The 25794-nt window shown below is 26.9% G+C and carries 20 protein-coding genes; 18 read left to right on the forward strand and 2 right to left on the reverse strand.

Annotation, left to right across the window (positions count from 1 at the left end; genetic code table 11):
• The first annotated feature begins 659 nt into the window (after positions 1–659).
• The 15 genes from Q0F58_RS00950 to Q0F58_RS01020 all read left to right on the forward strand — a co-directional run bounded on the left by Q0F58_RS00950 (position 660) and on the right by Q0F58_RS01020 (position 20015).
• Entirely contained in the window at positions 660–1976 is a 1317-nt protein-coding gene (locus Q0F58_RS00950; protein WP_294371266.1) for an APC family permease, read from the forward strand.
• Between the two features lie 121 nt (positions 1977–2097).
• Complete coding sequence (locus Q0F58_RS00955; protein WP_294371268.1) at positions 2098–2631, forward strand: GNAT family N-acetyltransferase; 534 nt, start codon at positions 2098–2100, stop codon at positions 2629–2631.
• A 66-nt stretch (positions 2632–2697) separates the two neighbouring features.
• A complete protein-coding gene (locus Q0F58_RS00960) occupies positions 2698–2853 on the forward strand; it encodes a hypothetical protein (protein ID WP_294371270.1) in 156 nt (51 codons plus the stop codon).
• A gap of 162 nt (positions 2854–3015) precedes the next feature.
• A complete protein-coding gene (locus tag Q0F58_RS00965) occupies positions 3016–4236 on the forward strand; it encodes an exonuclease SbcCD subunit D (RefSeq protein WP_294371273.1) in 1221 nt (406 codons plus the stop codon).
• Positions 4223–7720 (forward strand): AAA family ATPase, encoded by a 3498-nt coding sequence (locus Q0F58_RS00970; protein ID WP_294371275.1) that lies wholly within the window; start codon positions 4223–4225, stop codon positions 7718–7720. Before Q0F58_RS00965 ends, Q0F58_RS00970 begins: the two co-directional genes overlap by 14 nt.
• A gap of 311 nt (positions 7721–8031) precedes the next feature.
• Positions 8032–8613 (forward strand): 50S ribosomal protein L25, encoded by a 582-nt coding sequence (locus Q0F58_RS00975; RefSeq protein WP_294371283.1) that lies wholly within the window; start codon positions 8032–8034, stop codon positions 8611–8613.
• A 368-nt stretch (positions 8614–8981) separates the two neighbouring features.
• The gene (locus tag Q0F58_RS00980; protein WP_294371287.1) at positions 8982–9563 is read left to right on the forward strand and encodes a 50S ribosomal protein L25; all 582 of its coding nucleotides are present in this window, start codon (positions 8982–8984) and stop codon (positions 9561–9563) included.
• Positions 9564–10054: 491 nt separating this feature from the next.
• Positions 10055–11782: a phospho-sugar mutase gene (locus Q0F58_RS00985; RefSeq protein ID WP_294371288.1), complete on the forward strand. Its 1728-nt coding sequence runs from the start codon at positions 10055–10057 to the stop codon at positions 11780–11782.
• A gap of 454 nt (positions 11783–12236) precedes the next feature.
• Positions 12237–13334 carry a tetratricopeptide repeat protein gene (locus tag Q0F58_RS00990; RefSeq protein WP_294371290.1) on the forward strand — a complete coding sequence of 366 codons (1098 nt, stop codon included), beginning with the start codon at positions 12237–12239 and terminating at the stop codon, positions 13332–13334.
• A gap of 32 nt (positions 13335–13366) precedes the next feature.
• The gene (locus Q0F58_RS00995) at positions 13367–14089 is read left to right on the forward strand and encodes a WecB/TagA/CpsF family glycosyltransferase (RefSeq protein WP_294371292.1); all 723 of its coding nucleotides are present in this window, start codon (positions 13367–13369) and stop codon (positions 14087–14089) included.
• Between the two features lie 11 nt (positions 14090–14100).
• The gene (gene murJ, locus Q0F58_RS01000; protein WP_294371294.1) at positions 14101–15648 is read left to right on the forward strand and encodes a murein biosynthesis integral membrane protein MurJ; all 1548 of its coding nucleotides are present in this window, start codon (positions 14101–14103) and stop codon (positions 15646–15648) included.
• 21 nt (positions 15649–15669) lie between these two features.
• Complete coding sequence (locus Q0F58_RS01005) at positions 15670–16968, forward strand: glycosyl transferase group 1 (RefSeq protein WP_294371298.1); 1299 nt, start codon at positions 15670–15672, stop codon at positions 16966–16968.
• 4 nt (positions 16969–16972) lie between these two features.
• Positions 16973–18127, forward strand: coding sequence for a glycosyltransferase (locus Q0F58_RS01010; protein WP_294371301.1), 1155 nt, complete (start codon positions 16973–16975; stop codon positions 18125–18127).
• Positions 18117–19343, forward strand: a complete 1227-nt coding sequence (locus Q0F58_RS01015) for an O-antigen ligase (RefSeq protein ID WP_294371304.1) — start codon at positions 18117–18119, stop codon at positions 19341–19343. The genes Q0F58_RS01010 and Q0F58_RS01015 overlap by 11 nt, the downstream gene beginning before the upstream one ends.
• Before the next feature lie 30 nt (positions 19344–19373).
• The gene (locus Q0F58_RS01020; RefSeq protein WP_294371307.1) at positions 19374–20015 is read left to right on the forward strand and encodes a cyclodeaminase/cyclohydrolase family protein; all 642 of its coding nucleotides are present in this window, start codon (positions 19374–19376) and stop codon (positions 20013–20015) included.
• Between the two features lie 60 nt (positions 20016–20075).
• Here Q0F58_RS01020 and Q0F58_RS01025 read toward each other — a convergent pair whose 3' ends face one another.
• Positions 20076–20216 carry a clostri-philic family protein gene (locus tag Q0F58_RS01025; RefSeq protein ID WP_294371309.1) on the reverse strand — a complete coding sequence of 47 codons (141 nt, stop codon included), beginning with the start codon at positions 20214–20216 and terminating at the stop codon, positions 20076–20078.
• Positions 20217–20379: 163 nt separating this feature from the next.
• Here Q0F58_RS01025 and Q0F58_RS01030 point away from each other — a divergent pair, with 163 nt between their 5' ends.
• On the forward strand, positions 20380–20883 hold the full coding sequence (locus tag Q0F58_RS01030; protein WP_294371312.1) for a hypothetical protein: 504 nt from the start codon (positions 20380–20382) through the stop codon (positions 20881–20883).
• A gap of 284 nt (positions 20884–21167) precedes the next feature.
• On the opposite strand, the gene pdaA is transcribed toward Q0F58_RS01030, so the two are convergent.
• A complete protein-coding gene (gene pdaA / locus Q0F58_RS01035) occupies positions 21168–22064 on the reverse strand; it encodes a delta-lactam-biosynthetic de-N-acetylase (protein ID WP_294371315.1) in 897 nt (298 codons plus the stop codon).
• 380 nt (positions 22065–22444) lie between these two features.
• Between pdaA and ychF the strand changes: the two genes are divergently transcribed.
• Complete coding sequence (ychF, locus tag Q0F58_RS01040) at positions 22445–23542, forward strand: redox-regulated ATPase YchF (RefSeq protein WP_294371316.1); 1098 nt, start codon at positions 22445–22447, stop codon at positions 23540–23542.
• 413 nt (positions 23543–23955) lie between these two features.
• Positions 23956–25704 carry a hypothetical protein gene (locus Q0F58_RS01045; protein ID WP_294371317.1) on the forward strand — a complete coding sequence of 583 codons (1749 nt, stop codon included), beginning with the start codon at positions 23956–23958 and terminating at the stop codon, positions 25702–25704.
• The last annotated feature ends 90 nt before the right edge of the window (positions 25705–25794 follow it).

Genomic DNA, 25794 nt, shown 5'->3' on the forward strand with positions numbered 1-25794 from the left:
AATATTCATTTCTTCAATATTCATATGATACCTACTATAAACATAAATCAAATCATCCCCAATATAATAGGTATTATCTTAACAATCTTAACAATAAGATGTACTTTATTACCTGTTCTAAGTCTTACCTGTGCTTTGCAAACTTCACATTAATTCATTTGCCTTATTCGTTCTCACGGTGAATTACTATAGACTTTCAAATTTTATATTTTTTAATGTCAGGTGATTTCTATAAATATTTCTGCCTGTTTATCTATTTTTTATTGTAGTGATTTAATATGATAATAATATTGTCATTAGGTGTGTAATTATCTATAAAATTTAGTTTTAATTGTTCTATCAATTTTACAGTTTAGTTAAATGTGTATATTTCATAATTATAATTTTATATGATTTAGTGCAAGATATAGTGTACATATTCATTTGAGATACACTATATGTTGGACTGAGTTTTATATTTATTCCAATATGAAAAATCCTTAAATATAAATTAATAATGTATTATGATTCTTTGTACGACATAAATCGCTTTAAAAATACAAAAGATATAAAAATATGATATACTTTAAGAGAAAATATTATTTAATTTAAAAATAATATAAATACCATTTACGTTGAATAAATAATGGAAAAAGGAATATAAATACATAGGAGGAAAAATGGAAGAAAAAAAATTAAAAAAAGAAATGAGTCTGTTTATGGCTACTATGCTTGTTTGTGGGAATATGATAGGATCAGGTGTTTTTATGCTGCCAGCAACTCTTGCACAGGTAGCAGGACCTATGTCTACAATAATTGCATGGATTTTTACAACAATAGGATCTATATTGATTGCTGTTTCTTTTGCAAATTTAGGTTCTAAATATCCATCAACAGGTGGAGCGTATCAGTATACTAAAGAAGCATTTGGTGAATTTGCTGGTTTTTTAAGTGCATGGCTTTATTGGAATGGCTCATGGATTGGTAATGCAGCTATAATTGTTGCAATAGCAAGTTATGCAGGTGCTGTTATTCCAGCATTAAATAATCCATTGGTATCAATAATTTTTACAAGCGGAATTTTGTGGTCAGTTACTATACTAAATATTATAGGAGTGAAACATGCAGGAAAAATTCAGAGTTTTGTTACTGTGTTTAAGATAGGATTTTTTGCTTTGTTTATAATAGCAGCATTTTTGAATTTTGACAGTTCTAATTTGACTCCATTTAACCCTGAAGGAAAAGACTTATCTACTGTTTCTTTAGCAGCTACTTCTACTTTGTGGGCATTTGTAGGTCTTGAAAGTTCAACAGTTACAGCAGGAGAACTTAAAAATCCAGAAAAAAATGTAAAGAAGAGTACAATATATGGTCTATTAATAGCTGCAATTATATATATATTGATAAGTGTTGGAAGTATGGGGGCGATGTCAAATAATGAACTTGCTATAAGTTCAGCTCCTCTTACAGATATATTGACTAAATCTCTTGGAACAGGTATTGGAAAGTTTCTTACAATAGCAGTTGTAATATGTATATTGGGAACTACAATAGGATGGATCTTATCGACAGCAAGGGTTTCATTTGCAGCAGGAGAAGATGGGGTATTTCCTAAATTTTTTGGAAAGCTGCATCCTAAGTATGGAACACCTGTAAATTCATTAATAATTGGTTCAGTACTTGTTAACATATTATTATTGATGAATTATCAAAAAGGTATGGTTTCAGCATTTACATTTATAACTATATTAGCGACATTATCATTTCTTCCAGTATATCTCTTAACAGTGGCAGCAGAAATGATGCTTATATTTAAAAATGAGAAAAACTTTACATTAGGATATTTTTTAAAGAAATCTATAATTCCATTAACAGCATTTGCTTATACTATATGGACTATATATGGTTCAGGAGCAGAAACAGTAATGTGGGGATTTATATTAATGCTTATAGGAATACCTTTTTATATTTATAATCATCATAAAAATAAAAAATAGAATATACCTGCTGATATTTAATATGTAAAAAATTTTACATATTGTGATATAATATACTTTGAAATTCAAGTTATAAAAAATTAATTATTGATTTATATACTGGTAATTAGGGAAGTGTGAAATGAAAAATTATAAGCTAGACAATATAAATATAGATGATTTTAAAAGTATGTATAATGTTATGGAAAAATCATTTCCAAGTATTGAAAGAAGAAATTATGAAGATCAAAAGAAGCTTTTTCATAACAAATATTATAATGTTATAGGATATAAGGATGAAGAAGATAATGTATGTGCTTTTTTGGCATTTTGGAAACTTAAGAATTTCAATTTCATTGAACATTTTGCAGTTGATGATATTTTAAGAGGAAATGGAATTGGAACAAAACTTTTGAAAGCATATCTAAACAATAACAATAAGATGACAGTACTGGAAGTTGAAATGCCGGATAATGATATTGCAGAAAGAAGAATTCAATATTATAAGAGAATGGGTATGAAGTTAAATGACTATGACTATGTTCAACCGCCTTTACAGGAAGGAAGCCCACTTCTTCCGTTAAAAATTATGAGTTATGGAAGAGAAATAATTCATGATGAATTTTTAGAAGTCAGAGATAAAATATACAAAAAAGTATATGAATATAGTATATAAATGAAGCTTAAGCAAACAATTATTATATAGTATTTTACTATGTAATATATAAAGGGAGCGTGTAAAATGAGTTTCATAGGTATAGAGAATGATGATTATAAAGAAATGTGCAAAGCAGTGAAAAGAATGAAGGATATCTTGAGGGATAAATCATTCAATGAAAGTGACAAATTAAAGATAATAAATGAATGTGTTGATATTTTGGAATATAATCTATATTAGTAAGTAAAAAGCAGACAGATATTTTGTCTGCTTTTTATTTATAAGATGAACTTTCAATATAATTTATTATGAATAGAATTATTTAGGATATAATTATGATATATTTTAAAAGCTTATTTTTAATAGATATAATTTTTATTTATTACGTTAGGAGGAATTAAAATGAGAATACTTCATACAGCAGATTGGCATCTTGGAAAAAACCTGGAAGGTCAAAGTAGAATGGATGAACAAGAATTGTTTTTGAAGGATTTTGTAGACATAGTTAAAGATAACAACATAGATTTGGTAATAATAGCGGGAGATGTATACGATAGTTCAAATCCACCAGCAAGAGCTGAAAAAATGTTTTATGATACATTAAAGCAGATTTCTAAAGATGGAGAAAGGATAACTCTCGTTATAAGCGGAAATCATGATAGTCCTGAAAGGCTTGTTGCAGCAGGTCCATTGGCGAGAGATCATGGAATAATAATGTGTGGTACACCTAAAACAGTAATTCCATGTGGTCAATATGGGAAACATAGAGTTGTTGATTCTGGAGAGGGCTTTATAGAATTAGAAATAAATAATGAAAAAAGTGTAATATTGACAGTACCTTATCCAAGCGAAAAAAGACTTAATGAAGTTATATATGGAAGTATGGATACTGATGAAGAAAAGTTGAAATCTTATAGTGAAAGAATATCAGAATTGTTTGATAATCTTAAAGTTCATTATAGAAAAGATACCATAAATCTGGTTGTTTCTCATTTATTTGCAATGGGAAGCGAAGAAGGGGGCTCAGAGAGAAGTATACAGCTTGGCGGAAGTTATATTGTGTATGGAAGCTGTTTCCCAGAAGAAGCTCAATATATTGCATTAGGTCATGTTCACAAGCCACAGATAGTACCTGGTACAGGAAAAAGAGCAAGGTATTCAGGATCCCCTATTCATTATAATAAAAAAGAAATTAATTATGATAAAAAATGTTTTATAATTGATGCAGAACCTGGAAAGGAATGTGTAGTAAAGGAAATTAAACTTAAAGTATATAAACCTATTGAAATATGGAAATGTAAGAGTATAGAGGATGCTATAAACAGATGTGAAGAAAATAAGGATCATAACTGCTGGGTTTATCTTGAAATAGAAACTGACACATATATAAGAGAAGATGAAATAAAAAAAATGAAGGAATTTAAGAAAGATATACTGGAAATACAGCCTAAAATAAAAAATGATGATGAAGAAATTGAATTCGAAAATTTGAGAGAGAAACCTTTTGAAGAGGTATTTAGAGAATTTTATAAGAAAGAACGTGATGTTGAGCCACAGAAGGAAGTTGTAGATTTATTGCTATCAATTATAAATGAAGAAGGTGATCAAGATGAAACCAATTAAACTTAAAATTAAAGGGTTAAATAGTTTTCAAGAAGAACAGACAATTGATTTTTTAAAACTGACAGACAGAGGATTATTTGGGATATTTGGACCAACAGGAAGTGGAAAATCAACTATTCTTGATGGAATAACTTTGGCTTTATATGGAGCAGTATCGAGAAAAAGTTCTAATTTTATAAATACTAACTGTGACAGAGTAAATGTAAGTTTCGAGTTTCAGATATCGGGAGGAGAAATTAAAAAATATTCTATTGATAGAGAGTTTAAAAGAAAAAAGGATGGAAATATAAATAGTGGAAAATGTAAGCTTGTAGACATAACAGAAGAAAACAATAAAGAAGTTATAGCAGATTCTGTTAAAATGTTGAACAGAAAAGTTGAAGAGATAATTGGACTTAATATAGATGATTTTACAAGGACTGTAGTATTGCCACAAGGAAAATTTAGTGAATTTTTAAAACTTGAAGGAAAAGAACGAAGAGAAATGCTTGAAAGATTGTTTAATCTTGAAAAATATGGAGATAATCTTTCAGTTAAATTGTCTGCAAAGATAAGAAAAGAAAATACAGAAAATAGTATTTTGGAAGGTCAGTTAAAGGGTTATGAAGATATAAGTTTGGAAAAGCTTAAAGAAAATGAAGAAGAACTTAAAAACAGAGAAAATGAATTTAAAAGGCTAGGGTTAGAGTTTGAAGATATTCAAAAACAGGATAAGAAAAATGAAGAATTATGGAATATGCAGAATGAATTAAAGGTATATGAAGAAAAAGAAAATGCATTAAAGCAGAAAGAAGAATTCATTGAAAAGGCGAAGAATACAATAGAACTTAGTGAAAATGCAGAAAAAGTGATTCCATATATAACGGTTTATGAAAAGACTATAAAATCCTATGAGGAAAATAAATTGCTTCTCACAGATATAATTGGAAAATTAAACAATGTGGGCAAAAGCAGAGAAAAAGCGGAAGAAAAATGGCTTGCTGCGAAAAAAGATAAAGAAGAAAATTTATCAGAACTTATTATTAGAAGACAAAAGACAAAAGATGCTATACAAGCGCAGAATATATTAAAAACAATAATTGAAAAACATAAGAGTGCTTTAAAGAAAAAAGATGAATATAAAAAGGATTTTGATGAAAGTAATAAAAGATTAATAAATTTAAATCAATACACTAAAGAAGAAAATGAATATATAATTGGTCTTGAAAAGAAACAGAATGAGTTACAAATAGATGAAGAATTTAAAGAGAGAATACAAAATGGACTTATACTTGAAGAAAAGATAAGTAAAGCTGATAAAATATCAAAACAATATGAAGAAAAATATAGATCAATAAATAAATTAATTGATGACACAATAAAAGAGGGCATAAATTTAAAAAGTAATATTGAAAAAACTGATGGTGAATTGAATGATAAAAAAGAAAAACTGGAAAATTTGATTGAAAAGTGTCCTGGAGATCAGAACTTTCTTTTAGAACATAGAAAATTTATAGAAGAATGCAGCAGGAAGTATGAAATATTTAACAGGATATCTAAAGATATAGAAAGATTTTCTGAGGAGAGGACTATTCTTGAAGAAAATATAAATAAATATGAAGAAGAGTTAAGCAAATATGAAAACGAACTTAAAGTGTTGAAAGAAAATCAGAAGCTTGCATTAAGGGAATCTATGTCAATAGAACTGAGAAAGGAATTAAAAGAAGGAGAAAAATGTCCTGTATGTGGATCTATTCATCATGATTTCAATCATTTTACAGATTCAAAGTTTCGTTTTGATTTGGAAAAGATTGAAAAGGAAATAAAGGAAAAAGAAGATCTTCTAAAAAAAATAAATGATAAAAATATTAAAGCAAAAACGACTTTGGAAACTGATATTAAAAATATTGAGGAAGGAAAAGAAAATATCGATAAACTTGGAGTTGAATTCAGAAAAAAATCTTTAAAGGATTTGGAAACGGAATTTGAAAAATTAAAAATTTCAGTAAATGAGTATAACAAAAATAAAGAAGAATTAGAAAAAGGAATAAAAGATATTCTGATAAAACGTGAAAAGCAAGATGGAGACATTAAGGCTTTAAGAGCAGCATTAAGATCTTATCAGAATCAAAAGCAGATACTTGAAAAAGAATTTCAGGAATCAGAAAATGAGAAAAATGATTTTGTTAAAGAAATAGAAAGCTTAAAAAAAGATATTTCTGTTGGAAATTTTAAAGAAAAGAATATTGAAATAAGAAAAAAGGAAAATGAACGGAATGAAATTTTAAGAGATATAAATAAGTCCAGAAAACAGTTGGAATTACTTGAAGAAGAAAGAAAACAAAGGGATGAAGAAATAAAAAAAATAAGTGAAGAAATAGTTAAGAAAGAAACTGAAATAAGTTCATATGAACAAAGCATACAAGAGAAAATTGAATTTATTAAAAGCAAGTGTGGTGAAAATGAAAATTTAGAAGAACTTCTTAAAAAAATAGAAATTAATATAAGAAATATAGAAGATAATTATGAAAATTCTGAAAAGGAAAAAGATGATCTTGATAAAATTTTTAAACAATATAATGAAAGACTTATTTCAGCACAGAGCACAGATAAAACCCTTAGTGATAAAAAAATAAATGAAGAAAAAAACATGAATTTTATGATTCTGAGCGAAGGATTTAAGAGCATAGAAGAAGTTAAAGCTAGTATGCTTGAAAAAGCAGAACTAATTAAATTAAAAAATGAAGTTGAAGAATATAAGGAAAATATTTCAAAGATACAGGGTGCAATAAATACACTTAAAAATAAGATTGATGGAAGATTTATAACAAAAGAAGAGTATGATGAATTAAAAATAATCATGAATTCAAAAAATGATAAATTGAAGGAATGTGAAGAAAACGTAATAAATCTTAAAAATGAAATTATAAGATTAAATACAAAACTAAAGGAACAGAGAGAACTTTTACAGAAAAAAAGTGATCTTGAACATAAGCTTGGAATGCTTAAGGATCTTGAAAAATTATTTAAAGGAAAGAAGTTTGTTGAATTTGTTGCAGCGCATCAGCTTAAATATATATCAATAGAGGCTTCTAAAAGACTGAAAGAAATATCACATGGAAATTATGGTATTGAAGTTGATGAAAATGGAAAATTTATGATAAGAGATTATAAAAATGGAGGGGCTCAGAGAGATGCAAGTACATTATCTGGAGGAGAGACATTTTTAGCATCATTATCTCTTGCACTTGCATTGTCTGCTCAAATTCAGCTCAAAGGTACAGCACCACTAGAATTGTTTTTCCTTGACGAAGGATTTGGAACATTAGATGATGAACTGCTTGAAGTTGTTATGAACTCATTGGAAAGGATTCATAATGATAAACTTAAAGTTGGAATAATAAGCCATGTAGAAAGCATAAAAAACAGAGTACCTGTTAAACTTATAGTATCTCCAGCTGAATGTGGAAAAGGTGGAAGTAAAGTTAAAATAGAGAGAAGCTAGGCAAAATTTATTATAAATTTAAGGAAAAATAGAATAAAAAGTGGTATAATATATATGAAAATTAAATAAGAAATAAGGGAATATATTTTAGATGAATTAGAGGCGAGAAAAATGTTAAATTTTAATTGCAAATTAATCTTATCTTTTCAAAATTCTTCAGATAAGACTAATCATTATAAGCATATAAGACCTTATGATTGTAATATGCCTATATGTTCCGTTCATCGTAAGCTAATGATTTAAATGATCTAAGCATAAAAAGAATTAACATAATATTTAGGATTATTAAAATTAAGAAGGAGAGATTTACAATGGAGGAACTATTATTAAGTAAAAGAGTTAAGAAAAATGGACATGATGCCAGAGCAGAAAGAAGACAAGGTAAAATTCCTGGAGTAATTTATGGAAAAGAAATAGGAAATGAATTGTTTGATGTTGATGTAACAGCATTACAAAAGGAATTAGCAGTATCAGGTGAACATGGAGTATTAAAATTTGATTTAGATGGACAAAAAGGTACTGCTGTAATTAAAGAACTTCAAAAAAATAATTTTGGAAACAAAATTATTCACTTAGATCTTGAAGAAGTATCAGATAAAGAAAAAATGACTACTGAAGTTGATATTAAGATTTCTGGAAAAGGAATTTTAGAAAGCAAGGGATTGATTTTACAGGTTCAAAAAGATTTAGTAAAGGTAACTTGTACAGCATTAGATCTTCCAAAAGAATTTGATCTTGATGTATCCCAAGGAACAGCAGGAACTGTATATACATTAAAAGATTTAGCAATTAGTAATAAAGTTACTGTTGATGATGACTTATCAAGTGTTATTGGATCAATTATCGTAGATGAAAAAGAAGATGAGGAAGAAGAAGAAACTGCAGCAGAATAATTAATAGTTGTTTAATTGATATAATTTTAGATTAAAAAACAGACAGTTAAGGGAAATAGTATCTTTTAACTGTCTGTTTTTTGTATTTATTTTTGAAATAGAATTATATTAGCTTGACAATTTGTCATAGAAAAAATATATATTTCAATAATAAAATTACATAATAATTAGAAAAATATTAAAAAGATTTCATCTCACTGTCAATTGTTCATTGTACATTGTTAATTGAAATATATATAGTTTTAATTTTTTGATAAGACTTTTAGATGAATATGTATAAGAATATTAAAATTTCTATTGATTGAATAAAAATATGAAAATGAGAAATAATAGAGAAATGATTGATAATCGTAAAAGGAGGATTACAAGTGGAAGAATTATTTTTAAATAAAAGAATCAAAAATTCATCTAAGAGTGCAAAAAAAGAGAGAAGAAAAGGATTAGTTCCAGGCATAATATATGGAAAAAAGCTTGGAAGTTTAATGTTTGAAATTGGAGAAATGAATTTAGTAAGCGAGCTTAACATTATAGGTGAACATGGAATTGTAAATTTTGATCTTGATGGATATAATGGTACTGCAATGATCAAAGATGTTCAAAAAGATGCTATTACACATAAGATAGTACACATAGATTTAGAAGAAATATGTTCGGATGAAAATATTACTGCAGAAATTCCTATAAAATTCAATGGCAAGGATTTTTTGAGTCAGAAAGGAATTGTGCTTCAGAGTCAGAAAGATTCTGTAAAAGTATCATGTAAACCAGAAGACCTTCCAAAGAGTATAAATATAGATGTTTCAAAAGCAAAAGTTGGAAGTGTTTATAAACTATCTGATTTAGAAATAGGAGATGAAATTTCAATAGTAGAAGATTTATCATCAGTGTGTGCGTCAGTTGTTAATGAACAATTTATACCAACAGGAGATGATGAGAATAAAGGAAAATAAATAAGATTATTTACAAATTTTTTCTATATTGTTTTGTAGAAATTTATAAATATAATTCTTTTTTATAGATTAGTATATAAATATGAGTTATAATAGTATTGATATTGTTTACGATAAAATTAAATATATCAATACTATTGTTATATTGATTTGATTAAAAGTGATTATGTTACAATAAATATGGTTATATTTTTAGATAAATTTGAAAAATTTTATAATAAGTATATGCTGATTTGAAATATATGTTTTTAAAAAATCAATGATAACGATATTCATTTGAAAAGGAATAATATTATATTATTAAATAAATGTAATAAAAATGTTAGAATTAATATACAAATATGACAAAATTAAATGATGATATTATTTTCAATACGATAAAGTTATTTAAATGACATTAATGAATAATTTTAGAAATTGAATTTAAAACTATTTTTTATTACAGATAAATATTGTATAATATAACTGAAAAAAATGGGGAGGGAATTAAAATGAACTACAAAGAAAAATATAATGAATGGATTAACTCAGATGTTATAAATGAGGAAACAAAAAATGAATTAAGAAATATATCCGATGAAAAGGAAATTGAAGATAGATTTTATCAAGATCTAGATTTCGGTACAGGTGGATTAAGAGGAATAATAGGAGCTGGAAGCAACAGAATGAATATATATACAGTTGCAAAAGCTACACAAGGATTTGCTAATTATTTAAATGATAATTTCACTGAACCAGCAGTAGCAATCGCACATGATTCAAGAAATATGTCAGATGAATTTGCTAAAGCAGCAGCATTAACATTATGTGCTAATAATATTAAAGTTTATTTATATGAAAGCTTAAGACCAACACCAATGTTATCTTTTGCTGTAAGAGAATTAAAATGTTCTGGTGGTATAGTAGTTACTGCATCACATAATCCTAAAATATATAACGGATATAAAGTGTATGATGAATTTGGAGGACAAGTAACTGATGCAAAAGCCAAGACTATTATTAATTGTGTTAATGCTGTAGATGATTTTTCAAAGATTAAAAATATGGATGAAAATGAAGCAGTTGAAAAAGGTCTTTTAAAATATGTTGGTGAAGATTTAGATAAAATATATTATGATAAAGTTAAAGGATTAGCTATAAGAACTGATTTAGTTAAAGAAAAAGCTGATACATTAAACGTTATATATACTCCAATACATGGTTCAGGAAATATTCCTGTAAGAACTGTATTAAAACAGTTAGGATATTCAAACGTAAAGGTAGTAAAGGAACAAGAATTGCCAGATGGAAATTTCCCAACAGCATCTTATCCTAATCCAGAAAATCCAGATGTATTTAAACTAGCATTAAAAATGGCTGAAACAGAAAATCCAGATATAATTTTTGGTACTGATCCAGATTGTGATAGAATAGGTGTAGTTGTAAAAGACAGCCAAGGAAATTATCAGGTTTTAACAGGAAATCAGACTGGTTTACTTTTAACTCATTATGTTTTAAGTTCATTAAAAGAAACAAACAAGCTTCCAGACAATGGGGTTGTAATAAAGACTATAGTTACAACTGAAGGTGCAAGAGCTATTGCAGAAGATTTTAATGTGGAATTAATGGAAGTATTAACTGGATTCAAATATATAGGTGAAAAAATAAGAGAATTTGAGGATGCAGGAGACAAGAGTTATCTGTTTGGATTTGAAGAAAGTTATGGATATCTTGCAGGAACTTTTGTAAGAGATAAAGATGCTGTAATTGCATCAATGTTAGTATGTGAAATGGCTCTTTATTATAAAGAACAAGGCAAGAGCTTGTATGAAGCTTTAATTGAACTATATGAAAAGTATGGATATTTCAAAGAACAATTAGTATCAATAGAATTGAAAGGTAAAGAAGGTCAAGAAAAAATAGCAGCATGTATTGAAGGAATGAGAAATGATCCTATAAATGCTATAGATGGCGTTAAGGTAGTTAAGAATCTAGATTATAAACTAAGTATAGAAAATGATACTGTTAATAATACTAAATCAGAAATTAAATTACCAAAATCAAATGTATTAAAATATATATTAGAGGATAAATCTTATTTCGTTGTAAGACCATCAGGTACAGAGCCTAAGATGAAGATTTATTTAGCTGTAAAAGGCAGCAGCTTAGAAAATGCAGAGCATGAAATTGCAAGATTTAAAGAAAAAGTAATGGAAATAATTAATGGAAATCTAAATTAATAATAAAAAATGCTGTCACAAAAGTGGCAGCATTTTTTTATATAAAAACAGTGATAAGTTTTGTAGCATTTGTTTTTAACTATGATTTATTTAAATAATGCAATCTGCTTAATAGTATTAATTGTGATGTATATATATTAAATTTGAATAATTTAGATTATAATATATATTGCAGTTAATAATTTATTATATATTCCAATTAACAATAAAGGATGAATTCTTTTAAAGATTTCTTCAATTATTATGCAAGTTTATTATTAGAACATATATGTTTTAATTTTGTAGTTTTGTTATATAAATTCATACTTTAAGATATGGTTTTATAATATTAATTAACAAATTATAAACATTTCAGCATAATTTGTTTGAATGCTAAGATTGAATTTATTAGAAAGATTAAGATATATAATATAATTAAGATTTATTAACAATGACAATTAATAAGAGGTGCTAAATGAGTAATTATAAAACAATGTATAAAGATAAGTTGAGCAAAATGCTATTTCTTGAAGTGGATCAAGAAGGATTTAAGAAAAGTATACATATGCCTGAATATATTAAATTTAAAAATTCAGATCTCTATATTCCAATAAGTGCAGATTATGTTGCAAAAAATGCTAATAATGAACTTAGATTAAGTAATTTGCCTATATATTATTTTATTGAAGGAATGTTTACAGCTTTTGGTGCAGATCCTAATATAAGATATATAGATGATTATGGTACAATATTGACATATATTCCAGATAGCGAGGAATGTGTAAAGAGTCTTATTGCAGATAAAATAAAACAAGATAAATTAGATGATGCCTATATTCTTTTAAAAGGTCTTTATAGATATTGTGAAGAAGAGGATATAATGATTAAACTTTTGAGTGTAGGTGAAGCTATAAGAGAAAAGGATTCTGGATTTACTGAATCATTAAGTGAAGATATAGAGGTATGCAAAGAAAAATTCTTTAAGTGTCCAGAACCTCATTTATATAATGCACTTATTTTAAAAGACGATGGAGATTTTAAAGGTGCAGAAGTAGAGATTCATGAATATATAAATAAAGGCGGTAAAGTTAATTCTGAAATAGAAGGAATCGTGAAGGATGTTGAGAATATAAGTACATATGAAAAAGCAGTGGAACTTGTGAAAGATAATCCTGAAAAAGCAATTGAACTTCTTGAACCACTGAGCAAGGAATTTTCAGAAAATCCATTGATATATTACTATCTTGGTGTATGTTATAGAAAAATTCAGCATTATAATAGAGCAATTCATTATTTAAATAAAAGTCTTTCTATAGAATCTGGAATTTTAGAAGTAGTAAATGAACTTGGAATGAATTATGCATGTTTAAATGAATTTGAAGAAGCAATAAAATATTTTAAAAAGGCATTTGAAGCATCTAAAGAAGTTGAAATATGTACTAATATTGTAATGTGTTATTATAATTTAGGAGATATGGAACAAGCAAGGTTAAATCTAGATATTGCAAAAAAACTTGCTCCAGATGATGAAATAGTAATGGAGATTGATCAAATGCTAAATAGAGCCAAGTAGAAAATTTATAGATTAATAATGTGGGAGTAGGTATGTTTACAAAAATACTTGAATTTAATGTCTTTAATAGAGATAAAAAAGCCCTTATGAATTATATTGAGGGTCTTAATAAAGTAAATATAATTTCAGGCAACCCAGAAATTCTTTTCAATGGAATGAATGATAAGGTATTGAAAAAAAGTTTCAATGATGAGGAAGCTTTAATAATACCTGATGGGGTTGGAACTGTAATAGCATCAAAATTATTAGGAAATCCTGTACAGGAAAAAATAGCAGGTATAGATGTTGTAAAAGAAGTAATAATCAAAGCTGACAAGGAAAAGAAATCTGTGTATTTTATTGGAGCAAAAGAAGAAGTTGTTGAAAAATGCGTTGAAAATGTACAGAAAGATTATCCGAATTTAAAAATTGCAGGATATCATAATGGATATTTTGATATGAATAATTGCGATGAAATAATAAAAAACATACAGGACAGTAAACCATGGGCTATATTCGTGGCAATGGGATCGCCAAGACAAGAAATATTCATAGATAAGATAAGAGATATTGAGGATATAAAAATATTTATGGGTGTTGGAGGAGTTTTTGATATATTTGCAGGAAATCTTAAAAGAGCTCCTAAATGGATGATATCACTAGGACTTGAATGGCTTTATAGGGTAGTAAAGGAGCCGTTTAGAATAAAAAGACTGATTTCAATACCAAAATTTTTATTACTAGTTTTAAAAAATAAAAAAACAAGAAAGCAATAGTATGGTGAAAAATGAAGAAGGAAAGCAGTTTAATTAAATCTACATTTATAATAATGATAGTTTCTCTCTTGAGCAGGGCAATGGGCTTTATAAGAGATATGCTTATTGCAGGCAGTTTTGGTGCTGGAATGTATACAGATGCTTATAACATAGCTGTCTCTGTTCCAGAAACGATTTTTACATTAATAGGTCTTGCAATTTCAACTGCTTTTCTTCCTATGTTAAGTAGTATAAGAGCTGAGAAAGGCCAAAATGATATGTATAATTTTGCGAATAATGTGATTAATATTCTTTTTATTGTATCATTAGTTTTTTTTATAGTGAGCAGCATTTTCGCAAAAGAAATAGTGCATATTCTGGCTGGCGGGTTTTCTGATGATGCATTAATTCTGGCAACGAAGCTTACAAGAATAACATTGCTGAATATTTTATTTTTGTCAGTAAATGCCTGCTTTACATCGCTCCTTCAGGTTAATGAAGATTTTATTATTCCATCTATTCTTGGATTGTTTTTTAATTTTCCTATGATAATTTATTTATTGATTTTTAAAGAATATGATATTGTAGGACTTACCATAGCTAATGTTATTGGTAATTTTTTAAGAGTTGTAGTTCAGGTTCCATCTCTTATGTCTCATAAATATAAATTTAAGTTTTTTATAAATTTAAAAGATAGGAAGCTTCATGAGATATTAATTTTAATAGTTCCAGTCATAATAGGAGCTGGAGCCAATTCATTAAACATGATTGTTGATAAGAAAATAGCATCTTCTCTTTCTGTAGGATCTATATCAGCATTAGACTATGGACAGAAACTTATAATATTCATAAATACTATAATAACAACATCAATAGCAAATGTTGCATATCCAGTTATGGCTAATATGAGGAATAATGGTGACCATGAAGGATTTGTTGAAACATTGAAAAAATCAATAGTTTATCTTGCAATCTTATTGATTCCAATTACTATTGGGATGTTAATATTTGGAAAACAAATAGTGCAGATTGTTTATGGAAGAGGACAATTTGATGAATATGCAGTAAAAATAACAACTGCGGCACTTATAGGTTATGGTTTTGGAATATTCTTTACAGGAATGAGAGACATATTAAATTCAACATTGTTTACTATGGGAAAGACTAAAATTACTACTTTTAATGGAATTGTAGGAGTAGTTGTAAACATATTTTTGAATATTATACTTTCAAGATATTTTGGAGTTTTTGGAATAGCAGTTTCATCTGTTATTGCAATGATTGCAACTTCTCTTTTGCTTTTCAGAAGCATAATAAGATTAGAATATAATTTTAAAATTAAAGATATCTTATATAAAATATCAATTATAATTTTTGATTCTGTATTTATGGGAATTGTTATTTTAGGAATTATAAGATTATTGGGCAATAAAGTAAATGAGTTCACTTTATTAGTGGTTGGAACTGCATTAGGAAGTATATTTTATCTTATTTTAGGATATATTTTAAAACTTCAAGAAATTATTGAATTGAGTAACATTATTTTAAATAAATTCAGAATAAGAAGAAGTAAAAGTTAAAGTTAAAGATAAGGAGGACATATGAAAATATTATTTATCGCTTGCTACTCTCCACTTATCAATAATTCAGCTGCAATTGAAACGCTGCAGTATTTAAATAAGTTAAGTGAAATTGAAAAGAATGAAATTCATCTTTTAACCGTTAATTTTCCTAAAGATTCAATTTATTATGATGAAGGATTATTAAATATGATGAATAAAGATATAAAACTACATCTTATTGATGGAGGAGTTTTATTTAAAAGACTAATGCCTAAAAAGTCCTTTAATAATGGCAGTATTATTAATACTAAAAATAATAGTAGTTCTTTAAAAAAAATCTTAAGAAAAATAAAAAATTCTCTTGTTATTCCAGATATGTATTATGGATGGGCTAAGAAAGCAGGTTCTTATGGAAAGTTATTGATGAAAAAAGAAAAATTTGATGTTATTTTTTCTATGCATGAACCACCATCTTCTCATTTATGTGCATATGAAATAAAAAGCTGTTTTAAAGATGTCCCATGGATTACTTATTGGAGTGATCCGTGGCTTAAGGATTCAACAAGACAAAAAGCTTTAATATTTAAGAAAATAATTGAACAAAAGATGGAAAAGAAAATTATAAATATGGCAGATAGCTTTATTTTTGTCACAGATGCTAATAGAAAAGAATATGAAAAAGATTATGAGGAATTAAGAAATGGATTAAAAAAGACATTCATATTAAATAGGGGATTTGATTTAAAACTTTACAATAGATTATCTCTTGAAAAATCACCTGAATTTATAAAAAAGGGTAAAATTAATATGATATATACAGGTGAAATTTTTTCTAAACTTAGAGATATAAGGCCTTTCATTACTGCTTTGGAGGAAATAAAAGAAGAAAATTCTAATGTGTATAATATGCTTAATGTATTGTTTTTTGGGAATATTGATGACATAGAAGGAAAAAAGAGACTTGAAAATTTAGAAATAGCTAAAGTTTCAGGAAGAATTCCTTTCGATGAAGCTCTTAAGTATATGCTTAATGGAGAGATTTTACTTTTATTTGGTAACAAAAATTCAAAACAGATTCCTGCAAAGATATATGATTATTTTGGTGCTGAGGGAAGAATTTTTGTTATATATGGTGATGAAAAGGATCCTATAAAATCAGTTGTGGAAAACAATAAAAAATGTATTGTAACGCAAAATGAAGTGAAATTAATAAAAGAAAAAATTTATAATATGGTTGAACTGTTTGAAAAAAATCAACTAAAATGTCCGCCAGACTTAAATTATGAATGGAATTCTATAGTTGAAAGACTGAACAAAATTCTTTTAAATGAGGAGTGATGAAATGCATATAATGGTAATTCCTTCATGGTATGCAACATCAAGAAATAAGGTGCATGGAAGTTTTTTTAAGGAACAGTTTAAGGCTCTTTCAAATGCAGGTATTAAAATTACAGTTGCATATAATGAAATATGGCCTATAACTATGCTTGGAAAAATAAAAGAAAGCAGGGGAATTCAGTTTGCAATTGAAGATGGATTGAAAACTTATAGATATAAAGATTATAATTATTTCCCTAAAAATCCTTTAATGTTTAAAAGCTTTAACAGAAGAATGGATAAAATATATAATGAGATAGTAAAAAGAGAAGGAAAGGTAGATATTATACATGCACATTCTGCTTTTTGGGGAGGAATATCTGCAAATTATATAAGTAAAAAACATAATATTCCATTAGTTTTAACAGAACATTCTTCATTAAAATATGCAAAATATGCAAAGGAAAGTTATAAAAAATATATATATGAAGCTTATGATAATGCAGATGTTCTTATTGCAGTTGGAAATGGCTTAAAAAGAGAAATGGAAAATTATACACATAACAATATAAGAGTAATTCATAATATGGTTGATTTAAGTCGGTTTGGAAATGATAATAATAAGGAAATAAAAAAAGATGATGATACATTTAGTGTTTTTTCATGTGCATTTCTTGAAGAAGGAAAAGGAATGGAGAATCTAATAAAAGCTTTTTCAAAAGCCTTTAAAGATAAAAAAGCTATTTTGAAAATTGGAGGAGATGGATCTCTAACTAAAAAGTTAAAAGAAATGATTAAAGAAGAACATATGGAAAATCAGATATATCTTTTGGGAGCACTTTCAAGAGATGAAGTGGCACAAGAGATGAAAATGTGTGATTCTTTTGTATTGGCTTCAGAACATGAGACATTTGGAGTTGTATATATTGAGGCAATGGCATGTGGCAAGCCTGTAATTGGAACTTATAATGGAGGGGCAGAGGATATAATAAGAGATTATAACGGAATTATAATTGAAAAGGATAATGTAGAAAAACTAAAAAATGCACTTATAGAAATGAGTCGTGATTATAAAACTTATGATAAAAACGAAATAAAAGAGAAAACAATTCTTAGCTATTCAGAAAAAGTGTTAGTTGAAAAGCTAAAAGGAGTGTATAAAGAAATAAATGAAAGATAAATTAAAACAGATATATGATATTATAGATAATAAATTTTACTTCAGATTATTTTATTTATTTGTAAGCTTAAGTGTGGTAACAGTACTTAAGGTTATTCCAGGAATAAATCTTTTAAGCAGGATTGCCTTAATATGGGGGATATTATTAATATTATTTATGGCAATAAATGATTATAAGAAAAGAAAAATATACGGATTTGATATACCTATTGGAATTTTTGTGATAGTTACTCTTTTATTTAATCTTTTTGTCTATAGAGGAAGTGAAAATTTAAAAATATGGATTTTTAATCTTGTATTATTCATAAGTATATTTACTGTTGATGTGTTTAGAAATAAAAAAGTTTTAATAAAGGAAATGAATATAACAACTCATTTTTATGCTGTATTCATGTTTGCTGCTTCTCTTATTTCTATTATTATGAAAATATTTAATAAATCATTTACAGTAGGAGAATACATTTTTGAAGGAAGTAAAGGCGGAATTTTTGAAAATCCAAATGCAATTTCTATTGCAGCAGCAATTGCAATAGTAATGTCAATATATATTCATCACATGACAAAAAATTTTAGACTTAAGATATTCTGGTGTATTAATATTGCCATTCAAGGGATTACAATGATTTTATTTAATGGACGCAGTTCATATCTTGTTGTAATAGCTGTAGTATATTGTTTTGCTTTTATATACAGCAATAATAAATATATAAGAGCAGTTCTTTTGATAATTCCAATAATAGCATGTACTGCTGCCATAAATATAGAAGGAAATCATATAAGGGATTTTACAAGTGGGAGAACAAGTCTCTGGGAATCAGCATCTATAGTAATAAAAGATAATCCAGTAACTGGAGTAGGATATAATGAAATGGTTGATGCAGTTACAAATGCAAGGGAAACTGAAGATCTTCCAGGATTATCAACTGGACGTCTTCATAATATATATGTTGAAATTGCAACTGTAAATGGAATTATATCATTGATGATGATTTTAATATTTATAATTCTATTGTTTATTTTTATAATAAATCATATTGATCATATGAGGAAAAGAGAAAAATTTGATATGACGGTACTGACATCGATGATACTTGGAATAGCAGCTGTCAATTTATTTGAAAGTACATTGATTTATATATTGAGCTTTATTTCCATGATATTTTGGATATACTCAGGATATTTAGTGTCCATTATAGGAAATAGAAATATAGAATAATATTTATAAGGTTATTAAGGAGAGTGTATAATGAAGTTTTGTGATGATACTATTAAAAAGTTTATAGAAGATTTAGAAAGTGATATGCCAGCACCAGGAGGCGGAAGTGTTGCAGGACTTATAGCAGCATTATCTGGAGCATTGAATTCAATGGTTTACTCATTGACTGTAGGAAAAAAGAGCTATATGTCATTAAATGAAAAAACACAGAATATGATAATAGATTTTCAGAAAAAGAGTATTGAATTTTCAAAGAAAAGTCTTGAAATTATGGATGAAGATAGAGAAAATTTTTTAAAGCTTATGGATTGTTATAAGATGCCTAAAGATACTGATGAAGAAAAGGAAAATAGAAAAAAGGCAATAAGGGACAATACAATAAAGTCTATGGAAGCACCATTAGCTTTAGCAAGAGAATGTATTGGATTTTATGACAATCTTAAAATTATGGCTGAGTATGGAAATAAAATGCTCTTATCTGATCTTGGAATATCTGCAATACTTCTTCATAGTGCAGTTGAAAGTTCTATTGTAAATGTTAAAGTTAACCTTAAGGCATTAAAAAATGAAGAATTTTTTGAAGATCTGGATAAGGAAATAAAAAATATTTTAGAAATATCTCTTATAGAAAGAAATAAAATTTCTGAAATAGTTGAAAAAGTAATTTACTAGTATATTTATTATGTAAAGAAGAGATTCTTAAAGTGAAAATAAAGAATCTCTTCTAAAATTTTATTCTATTGGATTTCCATCGAAGTTGTTATATTGAGGTTTATTTTTTGCATTACCTACATTATCTTGATTTTTATGAAGTCTCTGTCGTCTTTCTCCTTTCTGCATAGGATTAGAACTACCAGCTTTGTTTGTTGCCATAAGTATACACCTTCCTTTCAGATTTATTTTATGTTCAGATTAAAAAATAATACATTTAAACTTTTACAAGGTAAATATTGAAAAAGATAGTGTGCTTAGGATATAATGATTAAGGGGATTAAACATATTTTAATTAAACTAAAGAGATTGGAGAGAAAGGATTATGGAAGAAAACAAATATCCTATTATAATAAAAAAGAAAAATAGTCTTATGATTTCAGCAGTAGTAGTAGAATTTGTAATAGCATTAGTTTATGCAATTACTCAAGGAGTTACAAATCCGCTTTTTATATGTTTTCTGTTTGTTGCTATAGTAACAGCTCTTGCTGTATGGGTAGAATATAGCAGAGATATTTATTTGAAAGAAAATAAAATGGAATTTTATCAAAATAAAAATTTGATAAAGAAGATAAAATATAGTTCAATTGACTCATTAAGCATAGACAATGATCCAAAAGAAAAGAATAAAAAGAAGGAATTTTTTACTGTTACATATAGAGAGACAAGCAATAAAAAGAAGAATAATAGAAATGACAAGGTGGATAAGTATTATATAAGTCCTAGTTATTATTCAGGAGAAGATTTTAAAGTTATCAAAAACACAATTAAATCTAAGAATTCAAATGTTAAAATTGATGAAAGTGTAACCAAGTACATTAAAGAATAGGTGTAATAGCTGTCAGTGTAAAGAACAAATATATCTAATGGTGTTTTTTAATTGAAATATTAGGTATAATGTTAATTAATCTTTACAAGACAGCTATTTACATATATATTACAATTAATAATGTATGATGGACAATCGACAATAAAGGATGAAATCTTTTCAAGATTTCTTTAATTATTATGTAATGTTAATCTTGAATCATATATAGGTTTCAAGATTAAAATTATTTTGAAAATTTACATGATAAAAACATCAAAGATTTAATCCTTAAATTCTAAATTGCACTATACATCAAGATTAGGTAATTCAGTTAAAGACTTAAATTGATATCCTGAATTTTTGAGATCTGTTATTACTTGTTTCAATATTTTTGTATTTGTATCAGAGACTGCATGAAGCAGCATTATGCATCCAGGATGAGAACCATTTACTATTTTTTCTATTCCTTTTGATTCAGAAGGTTGATCGTTTATAAGCCAGTCTTTATAGGCGAAACTCCAAAAAATCGTTTTATATCCTAATTGTTTAGTCATTTCTAATGATTCTTTTGAGTATTTTCCCATAGGAGGTCTGAAAAATTTGGGCATATCCTGTCCTGTTAATTCTTTGTATGCATCTTCAACACCTGTGAATTCAGATTTAAACTTTTCTGAATCATGGATTTGTGCCATTGATGGATGATGTACACTGTGATTTCCTACAATATGTCCCTCGTTTACCATTCTTTTAATTAAGTCAGGTTCTGTATCGATATATGGTTTTACTACAAAGAAGGCAGCAGGAACTTCTAATTCCTTTAATGTATCTAAAATTTTTCCTGTATTTCCATTTTCATATCCTTCATCAAATGTAAGGTATATTGTTTTATTTGATGTATCGCCTAAATAGTATCCATCATTTTCTTTCAAAAAATTCAGACATTCTTTAGGAGGTTCAGAAGGATTATCTTTTCCTTTTCCAACATAATACCAGTTTAATTCGCTTTGATCATTTGAAAAAGTAAATATATCTTCAAAATCTTCAAAATCAGCAAGATCTCCTAGTGCTCCATCATCTGAAAAATAATCCTCATTATATATTTTTTCAGAGTTATTAAATGAAGCATATGCAGGCATGGCAATAGATGAAGAAAAATTGATAAATAACGAAAAAGCAACTAAATATTTTAGAGTTCTATTCATTAAAATTCACCTTCAATTCATTAATAAAATTATATATTAAAATTGACATATAGAAGTTGATTGAATATTTGTATATTTAAATGCATGGATTTTAGAGATAAAAGAAATATTAGAGTTAATTAAATAAGATGTCAATTATAATATTTATTAATATTATTTGTAATTTAAAAAATAAAACACATGGTAATTTGTATCATTGATTTATAAAATATTGAAATAAAAAGACATCTAGAGTATAATTTTTAAGGATGTATTTATTTAGTCAAAATTTAAAGCCAGTGTCAATATTTCATGCTTGTTTTTAAATTGAAGTTATATAAAAATTAATATAAATACTATAAAAAATAAGCAAAACTTATGAGTGAAAGGAATGTACATAGATGAAATTAGGTATGGTAGGTTTACCAAATGTAGGTAAAAGCACATTGTTTAATGCAATAACAAAGGCTGGTGCAGAATCAGCTAATTATCCATTCTGTACTATTGAGCCCAATGTAGGTGTTGTAAGTGTTCCAGATAAGAGATTAGATGTTTTGGAAAAGATGTATAACACAAAGAAAAAAGTTTATACAGCAATAGAATTTTATGATATAGCAGGATTAGTTAAAGGTGCATCAAAAGGTGAAGGATTAGGAAATAAATTTTTAGCTAATATAAGAGAAGTAGCAGCTATAGTACATGTTGTGAGATGCTTTGATGATGAAAATGTTGTTCATGTTGAAGGAAGCGTTGACCCTATAAGAGATATTGAAACTATAAATCTTGAATTGATCTTTTCAGATTTAGAGATATTAGAAAGAAGAATGGAAAAGACAGTTAAACTTGCTAGATCAGGTGATAAGAATGCTAAATTTGAATATGGGGTAATGGCGAGAATTAAGGAACAGCTTGAAGCCAATAAACCAGCAAGAACATTAGAATTTTCTGATGAAGAAAAAGCTTTTGTAAAAAGTTTATTTTTAATTACATACAAGCCAGTACTATATGCATGTAATATATCAGAAGATGATGTTATGGATGGAAATTTCAATAATGATTATGTAAAGAGAGTTTCAGAATATGCTGCTGCTGAAAATTCAGAAGTAATGGTTGTAAGCGCTAAAATAGAGGAAGAAATGTCTGGTCTTGATGATGAAGAAAAAGCTGAAATGTTAGCTGAATATGGATTAGAAGAATCAGGATTAGATAAATTAATAGAAACAAGTTATAGATTATTAGGTCTTATGAGTTTCTTAACAGCTGGAGTTCAGGAAGTAAGAGCATGGACTATAAAGAGAGGAACTAAAGCTCCTCAGGCAGCTGGTAAGATTCATAGTGATATTGAAAGAGGATTTATCAGAGCTGAAATTGTAGGATATGATGATTTAGTTGAATGTGGTTCAGAAGCTGCTGCTAAGGAACATGGTAAATTCAGACTTGAAGGTAAAGATTATGTTATGCAGGATGGAGACGTAGTTAATTTCAGATTTAATGTATAATATTTAGAGTATTATTTTAATGCTTCTTATTTAAGAAACAGAAATATCTGTATCTGAAGTAAGAGGCATTTTTCATGAAAAATATTCAATATTATGTCAAAGAAAAACAAGAAGTGGATTTTTATTGAATTTTTTGATAAAATAAAATTTAGCATATACTTTCAGTAATAATTTGTAATTAAAGTTTTTTAGTATAATGCAGATTGTAATCGATGAGTATTATATTATGTTGCAATTCACAATAAAAAATGAAATCTTTGAAAGAGTTCTTTGATATTTTTATATGTATATGATAAATATTAAATATAATTTTAATATTGTAATATATATTTAATTTAATAAAAATAGATATTTATTTTGTAAATTAAATAGATCTGCTAAAAAACAGATAAAAAGAGGAGGGGGATTTTAGGTTGAGTAAAATAGAAGAAAGCAATACGAATATTTCCAAAAGCAAATATTTTATGCCAATGATATTAATTATTATTTATATAGCAATAGCATTACTTATATCAGTTGTAGTTAAGTTTTCTATGGCAACTGATGAAAACAATGCAGTAGTATCTATAACTGACAATAATGGAGACCAAGCACTTTTAAATGGAAAATATGATATGGCAATTTCAGAATATAATTCATTACAGCAGAATGAACAATGGCCAATATGGACATTGAAAATAGGAGAAGTATATTCTATACAAGGCGATTATAAAAAGTCAAATGAATTTATTCAAAAGGCTTATGAAGCAAGAAATAAAAGTATTGATACACAAAGTGCTGGAATTGAAGGATTTGAAGAAAAAGATAAGGAACTTGCAGAAGGAATTGTTATAAATTCTTTTATAAATGGTGAATATCAAAAAGCAAAGGAATACGGGGAATTTTTCTTGGGCTTATATCCAGATGATTCAGAATTATTAAAGGCTATGTTTGGTGTTTATATAGCAAATAATGAAAAAGATGAAGCTAAGAAAATAATAAGCAACTTTTCAGAAGCTGAGAATGATTCTTCATCTTTAATTACAGCAGCAAAAATGAATCTGCTTTTAAAAAATTATGAAGAAGGTTTAAAGCAGATTGAAAATGCTTATAAATTGGATGAGAATAATATAATTATACTTGATACAATAGATGATGCAGCAAAATATAATAAGGATACTATAATTAAAGAGATAAATAAATTAAAAGAAAAAGATAAAAATAACAGTGTTTATGATTTATTTTTAGCAAGAGTATATTGCAGTGATTCTGCTTATATATCAAAAGCCGATGAAATAATGAAAAAACTTGAAGAAGATTATGCTGAAAATAATAATTATCTTTTTACAAAAGTTCAGATGAATATAAATCAAAAGGAGAACAAATCAGCAGAAAAAATATTGGATGATATAATGGACAACAACGAAGGTACATATATAGCTGAATATGCAGATTCTCTTAAATGTTACTATGAAAAAAAATATGATGATGCAATAAAAGCTGCGAAGAGATGTATATATCTCAATAAAGATTATTTAAATTCATATAGTTCATTAATACCATCAATATTATTAGGCCAAAATAAAACGTCAGAAGAAGAACCTTATTTGAGAATAGCTTTAACCAAAGAACCTTTTAACTTTGGCAACATTATAACTATAGCAGAATATTATAAAGATGTTCTTCAGGACAGCAGCAAAGGTTTATATTATTATACACTTGCATCAAAGATAAATAATGATAATGCAGAGATATATTATAAGATGGGATTAATTCAATATAAAAATCAGAGAATTGATGAAGCTGTTGAATTTCTCAAAAACAGTACATCTTTAGATAAAGCTAATCCTAAATATTTTAGAGCATTAGGAGCAGTTTATTTAGAAACTGGAAAAAGTGAAGAAGGAATAAATCAGATAAGAAAAGCTTATGACATTGATAAGGAAGATATTGCAACTTTAAATGATGCAGCATATTATTATATTTATTCTGAGCATAATGTTACAAGAGCAATGAGTAATATTAAGGCAGCTTATGAAGGAATTGATGAAAAAACATCTGAATCAGAAAAAGCAATAATAACTGATAACTATAACAGAATAAAAGTATTATATGATTCTTCAAAAAAGGATAATTCCTCAAACAAAAATGAGATAGTGTCAGAAGTAAAATTAATTTATTAATATTGAATTTTTATAATTAAAGTTAAATTATTAGGATTATATCAAATTAAGTTTTTTAATTAAGATATAATCCTTAAATAATTTTATGTG

Origin of the sequence: uncultured Clostridium sp., from assembly GCF_934754915.1 — a bacterium.
Classification (GTDB): Bacteria; Bacillota; Clostridia; order Clostridiales; family Clostridiaceae; genus Clostridium.